Origin of the sequence: Halobacterium bonnevillei (assembly GCF_009831555.1) — an archaeon.
GTDB lineage: Archaea > Halobacteriota > Halobacteria > Halobacteriales > Halobacteriaceae > Halobacterium > Halobacterium bonnevillei.
On sequence record NZ_WUUU01000111.1, the window covers coordinates 1 to 9,938 of the forward strand.

The window sequence follows — 9,938 nt, forward strand, 5'->3', positions numbered from 1 at the left end:
AGCCTGCAGTCCACGACGGCGTTCACGGTCCTCGAACTGCTCGAACTCGAGGAACTCGGCTTCTACGACGCGGGCGAGGCGTGGCAGGCGACGATGGACGGCGAAACGGCCCTCGATGGCGCGCTGCCCGTGAACCCGGGTGGTGGGCTGAAAGCCCGCGGCCACCCACTCGGCGCGACGGGAGTGTCGCAGCTCGTGGAACTCGTCTGGCAGCTCCGCGGCGACGCCGACGGCCGCCAGGTCGACTGCGAGACCGGGCTGGCAGTGAACGTCGCAGGGTTCGGGAACAACGCCATCTGCACGATCCTGGAGGGGGCGGCGTGACGGACGACGAGCCGGCGGTTTCGGCGGCTGCGACGGCCTGCGAGGAGTGTGGAGAGACGTGGGCGTACGACCGCGCCCGCTGTCGAGTGTGTGGGAGCGAGTCGGTCCGGGAGGTCGCACTCGGACCGGGCGAGCTGGTCGCGACGACGGTGTCGCGGGTGACGCCGCCGGGCGTCCGCGAGCCGAACCCGCTCGGCGTCGCGCGATTCGCGAACGGCGTACAGGTGACCGCGCAGCTCGCCGACGAAGACCTCACCGTCGGGGACAGGGTGTTGCTCGCGGGCGACTACGAGCTTCGCGACGGCACGCGGGGGCCGAGACTCGAATCGCGTTGACCCGCCCGCTGGCAGCGACTGCAGCGACGGAGCGACCCCGCACTCCCGCGACGTGGGGTTACTCCCCGCGCACGTGAGCAACGAGCGTCTCGTGGCACTCGCTGGGGTGTTCCGGGTAGACGCTGAGCGGCTTCGCCTCGTTTTCGACGTCGATGACGAGTTCGTGGCGTTGCTGGTAGGTGCGGTAGAGACTGAAGACGCCGACGACGCCGAATGCGAGGCCGACCAGCGGATTCCGGTTCACGCCAACCCACACGCCGACGGCCACCAGCAGGAGGCTCATCACGGCGACGTCGAACTCCAGGGTCCGGAGCGCGACGCTCTCGATGGCGTCGTTCGGGATCTTGATGCGGTCCTCGTCGCTTCGAACGACGAATACCGTGTCCTCCGAGTACCCGATCCAGCCGCCCCCGCGCAAGTCCGTCCGAGAGATCTCGACGCCGTCAGTTGGTGGCTGCTCGTTGCTATCCATACGAAGTGCAACTCGCCGGGCGACTTCTATGTTGGGACGAGAACTGCAGGAGAGAAGTGACCGCAGAGCGACTAGTGCGGCTCAGTCGTCAGCGATGTCCTCGTTCGCCGGTTCGCCGCCCGGGAAGAAACTCTCGTGGGCGGGTTCGAAGGCGTCCTCGTCCTCGGTGATCTTGTCCCAGGCGGTGAGGCCGCGCTCCTCGTGGGTGCCGGGCATCGTGTTGTCGAGGATGAACGCCGCGATGCCGCCGACGGCGATTTCGGTCCCGAGAATGATGTTGATCGTCGTCGCGACCTCGGGGATGCCCAGGACCGACCCTAACAGCGGGATTCCGGACATCCCGGCTTCGAACGCCTCGCTACCGACGTTGCCGACGTACTGCGGGATCGAGAGACCAGCGAACAGGCCGAAGCCGAGCACGAAGACGTTCCGGTTCTGATTCAGGTCGACGTGCTGGAGCTGTGAGAGCCCGACGCCGACGATCTGTGCGAACATCGCGAGGAAGAGGCCGCCGACGATGGCGTTCGGAATCGTCGTCACGAACGCGCCGAAGTAGCCGACGTACCCGACGAGAATCATCACGACTGCCCCGACCTGGACGACGTACCGGGAGGCGACGCCGGTGATGCCGATGGCACCGATGTTCTCCGTGTAGGACGTCGACCCGTTACCAGTGCCCATGATCCCGGCGAACACGTTACCGAGCCCTTCCATGCCGAGGCCGTGGTTGACGCGCTGCTTGTTAGGTGCACCCTCGCCGGCCATGCGGGCGACGGAGTGGTAGTCGCCGAAACTCTCGATGGCGGACGCGAGCATCCCCGCAATCATGCCGGCGGAGAACGACGCCGTGAACAGCGGCGTCCCCCACTGGAACGGCGTAATCGGGCGGATCGCCGGCGCATCAGTGATGGCGCCGAAGCTGACGATGTCGACGATGCCCGCAATCGACAGGACGGCCGCCAGGAGGTACGCTGCGCCCAGCCCCAGCAACACCGGGAAGAGCTTGAACACCCGGGAGTAGGTGTCGATGTACTGCGAGAACAGCACGATGAGCACGAGCGTCAGTCCTGCGAGATACCAGTTCTGGTCCGCGGCGGTGATCTGCGGCACGCCGATCAGCGCGAGCCCGATCAGTGCAATGACCACGGAGATGACCAGCGGGCCGATGTACTTCTTCAGCTTACCGAACACGCCGAGGTAGCCGATAAGCACCTCGACGCCACCGGCGATGATGATCGCGCCCTGTAGTTCGCGCATCATCTCTGTCGAACTCGCGCCGCCGTCTGCGCCGCCGAGGACGGCGATGATGGCGAGCGCGGGACCGAGCATCGAGAACGTCCCGCCCTGCACGATCGGGTACTTGTTCCCGATGGTGGTCTGGGCGAGCGTCGCGATCCCGGAGACGACGAAGAACGTCCCGACGAGCTGGGCGGTTTGGCCGCCGTCGAACCCGAGCGCGCCGGAGAGCACCAGCGGGATCGCAATCGTCGAACCGACCATAGTGAGCCAGTGTTGCGTGCCGAGGAGAATCGACTGCCCGAGTGGCGGTTTGTCCTCGATGCCGTACGTCACCATGGACGACTCGCCACCGTCAGTGCGTACGTCCTCAGTTCCTGTTCTGTCCGTCTTCGACGTATCAGTGTCTTTGTTTGTCATGTAGTAGCCCTCCGTCGGGGAGTGCTGTCAGTGCATGCTTGCTGTTGTCAAGCGGGCACGTACCTTTCTCCTCAAACATCTATTATAAATGTACCCCCTGTGAGAGCGGGACCGGCCAGATTCGCGTTGCTACGGGCGGGGTCCACACGTGTTCTCAGCCGGCATCAGGGTGGAACGAACGGGCCGGGCGGTCTCGGCGTCTCCAGGAGCGCAGCCAGCTTCGGGAGCCCCGCGAGCGAGGCGAGTGGGACGCCGGGAGACAGACGACGTGAGTCTCCCGGCAGCCGAGACGTCGAGAGCCCAGTTCTGTTGGCTCCGGTCTCGTCAGCTGAACCACCGTACGCGAACACAACCGGGAGAGCCAGGGAACGCGGCCGCCCTGACGACCCGGCGAAACGTATTTGCGGGTCGTCTCGGTGATACGAGTATGGCCAGCGCCAGCGACCCATCGTACAGTGTCCACGCCGACCTCGACGTCACCATCGAGACGCGAGACGGCGTCGGGCTCTCGACTGACATCTACCGGCCCGCAGACCCGGACACGAACGAACCAATCGACGACCCCCGACCAGTCATCCTGGACCGGACGCCGTACGACAAGACCGGCGGCCGCCTCCGGCACGGCGAGTGGTACGCCTCCCGCGGGTACGTCATCGCCATCCAGGACGTCCGCGGGCGCTTCGACAGCGGGGGCGACTTCTACATCAACGCCAACGAGGCCGAGGACGGCGCGGACGCCGTCGAGTGGCTCGCAGAGCAGGACTTCTGCGACGGCAACGTCGTCACGCTCGGCACGAGTTACGGCGCGTGGGTGCAGAACGCGCTCGCAACGCAGGACCCCGACGGCCTCGCGGGGATGTTCGTCAACATGGGCGCCGCGAACGGCCGAAAGAAGACGTTCCGGCACAACGGCGCGTTCGAGCAGCGCTGGCTGTCGTGGGCGCTGACGCTCGGCGCCGGGTTCGCCCACGAATCGCTCGAGGACCCCGACGTCCAGCAGGTGTTCGCGGACGTCGACGTCCGAGAGGTGTTCGAGAACGGGCCGATCCAGCGCGGCGAGTCCGCGCTCGCGGAACTCCCGCAGTACGAGCAGTGGGCGTTCGACATCATGACCTCGGGGTCGGCCAGCGACGACTACTGGCAGAACCCCAGCGTGAACTTCGAGGCGCACTACGACCAGAGCGCGGACGTCCCGACGGTGTACTCGGGCGGCTGGTACGACTCGTACACGGGCGCGACCTGCGACAACTTCCGCGGCCTCGCGGACAGGAAGGACAGTGACCACTTCCTCCTGATGGGGCCGTGGACGCACCTCGCTCGCCTGCCGGGCGGCCACGACCACAGCGAGGAGCTGCTGTTCCCGCCGCTGACCTGGGAACACCCGACCGCCGGCGACCTGGCGTTCGGCGAGAACGCGACCCGGAAGTACCGCGAGACCCGCAAGCAGTTCTTCGACCACTACGTCCGCGGCGAGGACGCCTGGGACATGTCCCGCGTCGAGTACTTCATGATGGGGTTCGGGGACGGCCACCAGACTGACGACGGCTCGCTCTTCCACGGCGGTGAGTGGCGCAGCGCCGACGAGTGGCCCCCCGAAGGGACGGAGATGACGAAGTTCTACGCGCACGCCGACGGCACGCTCTCGACCGAGCAGCCGACTGCCAGCGAGTCCTCCACGTCCTACGAGTTCGACCCGAACGACCCCGTGCCGACTATCGGCGGGAACACGTCCTCGTATCTCACGTTCGAGCCCCGCGAGGAGTCCGTGGGAGCGTACCCGCTGGGCGACCGCAACATCGTCGACTTCGCGGGCCGCGGCGGCTACGACCAGCGCACTGACGAGGACACCTACGGCGCGAGTCCGCCGTACGGCCCGCTGAGCGAGCGCGATGACGTGCTCGTCTATCGGACGCCGCCCCTGGAGGAGCCGGTGGAGATCGCGGGCCCGATCCGCGTCCGCGTGTTCGGCGAGACTGACGGCCCGGACACGGACTTCACGGCGAAACTCGTCGACGAACACCCGCCCAGCGACGACTACCCGAACGGGTACGACCTGAACCTCTCGGACTCCATCTGCCGGGCGCGATTCCGCGGCTACCGCGACGAACCGGACCTCGTCGAACCCGGCGAGGTCTACGAGTTCTACATGGAGCCCTACGACACCGCGAACCACTTCAAGGAAGGCCACCGCATCCGCCTGGACGTCTCGTCGTCGAACTGGCCGCGCTTCGACGTCAACCACAACACCGGCGGCCCGCTGTACGTCGACGAGGAGTACCGCGTCGCGGAGAACACGGTCCACCACTCCGCGAGCCACCCGACGCACGTCGAACTCCCGATTCAGCCGACCGACTGACGGGTCAACTCCCGATTTAGCCGTCGAACCGACCGCGGGGAACTCCCGGCCGACCCCGCGCGCCTACACTTTCTGCACGAACTCGACGTGGTAGCCGTCGGGGTCCTCGACGAACGCGACGCGGCGCTCGGCGGCATCGACGGTCGTCGGCTCCCGGACGACGACGGGGTCGGCTTCCGCGACGACGCGCTCGAACGTCGCGTCGGTGTCCTCGACTCTGAGCGCGAGGTGGTCGACGCCCGACGGGTCCACCCGGTCGTCGCTGTCGGGGTCGTGTTTGAACTGGAGTTCCGCGCCGTCCGGCGCGCCGACGTAGTAGTTCAGCACGCCGTCGAGCGTGAACTCCCGGTGGTAGTCGAGGCCGAGGACGTCCTCGTAGAAGTCGGTCGTCGCGTCGATGTCGGACACCCAGAGTGCGGTGTGTACAACACGCATGGTCCACAATCGCGCGAACGTCACTGTAAGTATTCCGGCGTCCCCTGGGCCTGTCCCGGCAGAATTCGCCGTGCTCCCCGCGACATTACCTATCGGGCAGTTAATCTTTATTAGCGTATTCGTGCTCAGTTCGTGTGTGACGGTACCTATCGACAGAGACAGATTCGTCGCAACGATGCAAGAACAGGCCGAAATCGGCGGGACCGAGGGCGGTGGGCTCCACCGGCTCGCGCTGTCCGACGAGGACCGCGAGGTCCGGGACTGGCTCACTGACCAACTCGAGGACCTGGGGCTCACGGTGCGGGTCGACGAGTTCGGCAACATGTTCGCGCGCCGGGAGGGAACCGACCCCGACGCCGCGCCCGTGCTCGTCGGCTCCCACCTCGACTCCCAGCCGTACGGCGGCATCTACGACGGCGCGCTCGGCGTCGTCGGGGCCCTCGAGCTGTTGCGGACGCTCGAGGACGAGGACATCCGGACGGAACACCCCATCGAGATCGTGAACTGGACGAACGAGGAGGGGTCTCGGTTCCAGCCAGCGATGCAGGGCAGCGGCGTCTGGATCGGCGAACACGACCTCGAGGAGCAGTACGAGACGACCGACGAGGACGGCAACCGCTTCGTCGACGAACTCGAACGAATCGGCTACCGGGGCGACGTCCCCGCCGAGCCCCAGGAGGAGTACGAGGCCGCGCTGGAACTGCACATCGAGCAGGGCCCGTACCTCGAACTCGACGACAAGTCCGTCGGTGTGGTCACCGGCGTCGTCGGGTTCTACTGGGGGGCGACGACCTTCTACGGGGAAGCCGACCACTCCGGCCCGACGCCGATGCACTACCGCAACGACGCGCTCGTCGCGGCCGCCGACGTCATCACGCAGATCCGGCGGATTCCGAGCACGCTCGGCGAGCGCACGGTCGGGACGGTCGGCTACGTGGACGTCGAGCCGAACTCCATCAACATCATCCCCGACGAGGTGACGATGACGTGGGGGTTCCGCGACCCGAGCGACGACGTGGTCGAACAGGCCAAAGAGCGCGCCGTCGCGGAGAGCGAGATGGCCGCCGAGCGCGAGGGCGTCGACTGGGAGTGGGAGAAGCGGATGCGTTCGGAGAGCGTGGACTTCGCGGACAAGTGCGTCGACGCAGTGCAGGGCGCAGCCGACGACCTCGGGTACGACAACGAGCAGATCTACAGCGGCGCCGGCCACGACGCCGCCCACCTCAGCAAGTTCTGTGACACGAGCATGGTGTTCGCGCCCAGCGAGGACGGGAAGAGCCACAACGAGGACGAGTACACGAGCTGGGAGGACTGCTACAAGGGCGCGAACACGCTCGCGAACGCCGCGCTCCGCATCGCGACGCCGGTCGAATAACGAGCCGAGAATCAGTTCGTCAGGTCCCGACCGGGGCGCGCCTCAGAAGTCCCAGTCCGGCCGTTCGCGCTCGACGAACTCGCCGTGGCCGCCCTCGGCGACGATGTCGCCGTCGTCGGCGACCAGTTCGCCGCGGACGAACGTCTTCTTCACGCGCCCCGCGACCTCGCGACCCTCGTAGATGGAGAAGTCGGAGATGTTCGCGTTGGCCTCGGCGGTGATGGTGTACGTCTCGTCGGGGTCGAACACGACGACGTCGGCGTCCGTTCCGGGGTCCAGCGTGCCCTTTCCGGGGAGCCCGAAGATGCGGGCCGGGTTCGTGCAGAGCTTCCGGACGAGGAACGGGTAGGAGAACCCGCGCTCGTTGACGGCTTCGTCGTGGAACACCGGGAGGTTCGTCTGCAGCGCGTTGGCGCCGAACTTGCTGTCCCACCAGTTCTCAGTCTCCTTGCCCGCCAGCGTGTACCCGCAGTGGTCCGTCGAGACGACGTCGAGCGTGCCCGCCTTGAGGTGTTCGAACATCGCGTCGTTGTCGTCAGGCTTGCGGATGGGGGGCGCGATCATCGGGAGGTTCCCGAGTTCCTCGAAGATGGAGTCGTCGTGGACGGTGTAGTGCGTGCAGGTCTCCGCGCGCACCATCTCTTCGCCGTGCTCCTCGCGGAACTGCGCGAGCACCTCGGCGGACTTCCGGCAGGACGTGTGGATGCCGTAGTACTGGCAGCCGTGCTCCGTCGCCATCCGGACGGCGTCCTCGGCGGCCATCGCCTCGGCGTAGTCCGGCCGAGACCTGGGGTACCATTCGGGGTCGCCCTTGCCCTCCGCCTGGAACTGCTCGGTCTTCGCGTCGCAGACGTCGCCGTCCTCGCTGTGGAGCACCGCGACGGCGTCGAGGTCGGCGAGTTCCGCGAACACCTGGTCCATGAAGCCGTTCCCGAGCCCGATCTCGTAGGCCGTGAACATCTTCACGGTCGGGACGCCCGCGTCGATGACGTCCGCGAGTTCCTCGAACACGGCGGGGTCCTCGCGTGTGATGGCGGCGTGGAGGCCGTAGTCGATGACTGGATTCTCGGCTTTCTCGCGCTTGCGCTCGATGCCCTCCACGAGCGTCCCGGGTTCGTCCCAGAGGCTGAGGTCGCCGACCCAGGCCTGCCACGCGAAGTCGATGTACGTCGTGGTTCCGCCGAGTGCTGCAGCCTTCGTCGCAGTCTCGTAGGTGTCCCCGGAGAACATGTCGTCGATGTGGACGTGCGGGTCGACCACCCCGGGCATGACGAGTTTCCCGGACGCGTCGTGGACCTCGACTGCCTCGGGCATCGAGTCGGCGTCCCCGATCGCAGCAATCTCGCCGTCGTCGATGGCGACGTCGGCGTCGTACGTGTCCGTTGGCGTCACGACTGTGCCACCTCGAATGACAGTATCTACCATGCTTAGAACGACGGCGAACCCCGGCATAAAGTTTTGTCCTGGAAACACGATTGCCGAGCCAGTGTCCCGACGAACGCCGACCCGGAAACGAAAACGTCCAACCACAGGCGAATGAGTCAGAACGAAATTCCGCGCTCCAAAGATTCATGCCCACATCGTCCAATTGCCTACCCATGAGTGAGAGACACACGCGAGCCCCGAACGAGCAGACCGCCACCGCCGCCGCGAACGGGCGAGTCGCGTCGACGCCCCCACCCTGGCACGCCGAGCGGAGCGAGCCGCAGACCGCGGCTTCCGAGCGGAACAGGCCACAGACCACGATACCGACCCGTCGAGGGGTGTGACCGGAATGTCCGACCTCCCCTCCGTCTACGGCGGCGACATCCTGCACGTCCACCTGGACAGCGGCGAGACCGACGTCGAGTCCATCGCCCCCGACGACGCGCGGCGGTTCCTCGGCGGGAACGGGTTCGCCGCGAAACAGGTCGCCGAACACGTCCCCGCGGACGCGGACCCGCTGGGACCGGACAACGTCGCGGTGTTCGCCGTCGGTCCGATGAACGCCACGCCGTTCCAGAGCACCAGTCGCGGCGTCGTCGGCTTCGTCAGCCCGATGACGAACGGCTTCTTCGACAGCACGTTCGGCGGGACGTTCCCGCGCGCCCAGAAAACAACGGGCTTCGAAGCCATCGTCCTCCACGGGGAAGCCCCCGAACAGTCCTACGTCGCCATCGACGAGGACGGGGCCGAAGTCGTCGCCGCCGACGACCTCGCCGGCCTCGACACCTACGAGACCTGTGCGGCGGTCCGCGAGCGCGAACAGGGCGACGACACGCACGTCGTCGCAGCCGGCCCGGCGGGTGAACAACTCGTGCGGTACGCGTGCCTGCTCCACGAGGGCCGTGACCGCGAGGGCGTCGCAGGGCGCGGCGGCAGCGGCGCGGTTCTCGGCGCGAAGAACGTAAAGGCCGTCGCAGTCACCGAGGGGAGCTTCGAGCCCGAACCGGAGGCCGACGACATGCGCGCGCTCGCCGCGGGCCGGATGCAGGAACTGATGGCGGAGACCGAGATGCTCCAGGACTACGGCACCAGCGGCCTCGTCAACCCCATCAACGAGATGGGGAAGCTCGGCCAGCGGAACAACCAGTACGAGCAGGCGGCCGAGGCGGAGGCCGAAGCCATCAGCGGCGAGACGCTGGAAGCCGAGTACGTCACCGAGCACACGACGTGCGCGAACTGCGCGGTCCGCTGCGGGAAGCACGTCACCGTCGAGAGCCAGGGTGTCACGGACGCCAAGATCCCGGAGTTCGAGAGCCTGTTCGCGACGGCGACGATGCAGGAAGTGTACGACGTCAAGCGCGTGATGAAGGCCAACGACGTCTGCGACAAACTCGGCATGGACACCATCAGCTGGGGCGTGACCGTCGCGTTCGCCCGGGAGTGTCACGAGAAGGGGGTGCTCGACGAGGACGCCCCGGGCGTGGCGTTCGCGGACGGCGACGCGGAGCGCCTCGAATTCGGGAACGCCGACGCGCTCGTCGACCTTCTCCAGAAGCGACC

9 protein-coding genes are annotated in these 9,938 nt (G+C 66.9%); 5 read left to right on the top strand and 4 right to left on the bottom strand.

What is annotated here, in order from left to right:
• Together GRX66_RS12720 and GRX66_RS12725 are read left to right on the top strand one after the other, a co-directional pair.
• Positions 1-324 (top strand): thiolase C-terminal domain-containing protein (locus GRX66_RS12720; protein ID WP_394351531.1); only part of this gene is annotated, 324 nt, incomplete at its 5' end.
• Positions 321-659: a Zn-ribbon domain-containing OB-fold protein gene (locus GRX66_RS12725; RefSeq protein ID WP_159526900.1), complete on the top strand. Its 339-nt coding sequence runs from the start codon at positions 321-323 to the stop codon at positions 657-659. The genes GRX66_RS12720 and GRX66_RS12725, both read left to right, overlap by 4 nt.
• A 58-nt stretch (positions 660-717) precedes the next feature.
• Here GRX66_RS12725 and GRX66_RS12730 read toward each other — a convergent pair whose 3' ends face one another.
• Together GRX66_RS12730 and GRX66_RS12735 are read right to left on the bottom strand one after the other, a co-directional pair.
• Positions 718-1,131, bottom strand: coding sequence for a hypothetical protein (locus tag GRX66_RS12730; protein WP_159526901.1), 414 nt, complete (start codon positions 1,129-1,131; stop codon positions 718-720).
• Between the two features lie 81 nt (positions 1,132-1,212).
• Positions 1,213-2,706: a uracil-xanthine permease family protein gene (locus GRX66_RS12735; RefSeq protein ID WP_159526906.1), complete on the bottom strand. Its 1,494-nt coding sequence runs from the start codon at positions 2,704-2,706 to the stop codon at positions 1,213-1,215.
• Between the two features lie 508 nt (positions 2,707-3,214).
• On the opposite strand from GRX66_RS12735, the gene GRX66_RS12740 reads away from it, so the two are divergent.
• Positions 3,215-5,143, top strand: a complete 1,929-nt coding sequence (locus GRX66_RS12740) for a CocE/NonD family hydrolase (protein WP_159526902.1) — start codon at positions 3,215-3,217, stop codon at positions 5,141-5,143.
• A 63-nt stretch (positions 5,144-5,206) separates the two neighbouring features.
• Here the strand turns inward: GRX66_RS12740 and GRX66_RS12745 are convergent, their stop codons facing one another.
• Positions 5,207-5,578 carry a VOC family protein gene (locus tag GRX66_RS12745; protein ID WP_159526903.1) on the bottom strand — a complete coding sequence of 124 codons (372 nt, stop codon included), beginning with the start codon at positions 5,576-5,578 and terminating at the stop codon, positions 5,207-5,209.
• A 136-nt stretch (positions 5,579-5,714) separates the two neighbouring features.
• Between GRX66_RS12745 and GRX66_RS12750 the strand changes: the two genes are divergently transcribed.
• A complete protein-coding gene (locus GRX66_RS12750; RefSeq protein ID WP_325064101.1) occupies positions 5,715-6,953 on the top strand; it encodes a Zn-dependent hydrolase in 1,239 nt (412 codons plus the stop codon).
• Positions 6,954-6,995: 42 nt separating this feature from the next.
• Here the strand turns inward: GRX66_RS12750 and GRX66_RS12755 are convergent, their stop codons facing one another.
• Entirely contained in the window at positions 6,996-8,378 is a 1,383-nt protein-coding gene (locus GRX66_RS12755) for a dihydroorotase (protein WP_159526905.1), read from the bottom strand.
• A gap of 349 nt (positions 8,379-8,727) precedes the next feature.
• Between GRX66_RS12755 and GRX66_RS12760 the strand changes: the two genes are divergently transcribed.
• Positions 8,728-9,938, top strand: a 1,211-nt coding sequence (locus GRX66_RS12760; protein WP_325064102.1) for an aldehyde ferredoxin oxidoreductase N-terminal domain-containing protein, incomplete at its 3' end; no start/stop codon positions are given.

Excerpts from the sequence above, each read along its gene's own strand:
- GRX66_RS12745 (WP_159526903.1), bottom strand. The coding sequence starts at position 5,578 with ATGCGTGTTGTACACACCGCACTCTGGGTGTCCGACATCGACGCGACG.
- GRX66_RS12740 (WP_159526902.1), top strand. The coding sequence starts at position 3,215 with ATGGCCAGCGCCAGCGACCCATCGTACAGTGTCCACGCCGACCTCGAC.
- GRX66_RS12735 (WP_159526906.1), bottom strand. The coding sequence starts at position 2,706 with ATGGTGACGTACGGCATCGAGGACAAACCGCCACTCGGGCAGTCGATT.
- GRX66_RS12755 (WP_159526905.1), bottom strand. The coding sequence starts at position 8,378 with ATGGTAGATACTGTCATTCGAGGTGGCACAGTCGTGACGCCAACGGAC.
- GRX66_RS12730 (WP_159526901.1), bottom strand. The coding sequence starts at position 1,131 with ATGGATAGCAACGAGCAGCCACCAACTGACGGCGTCGAGATCTCTCGG.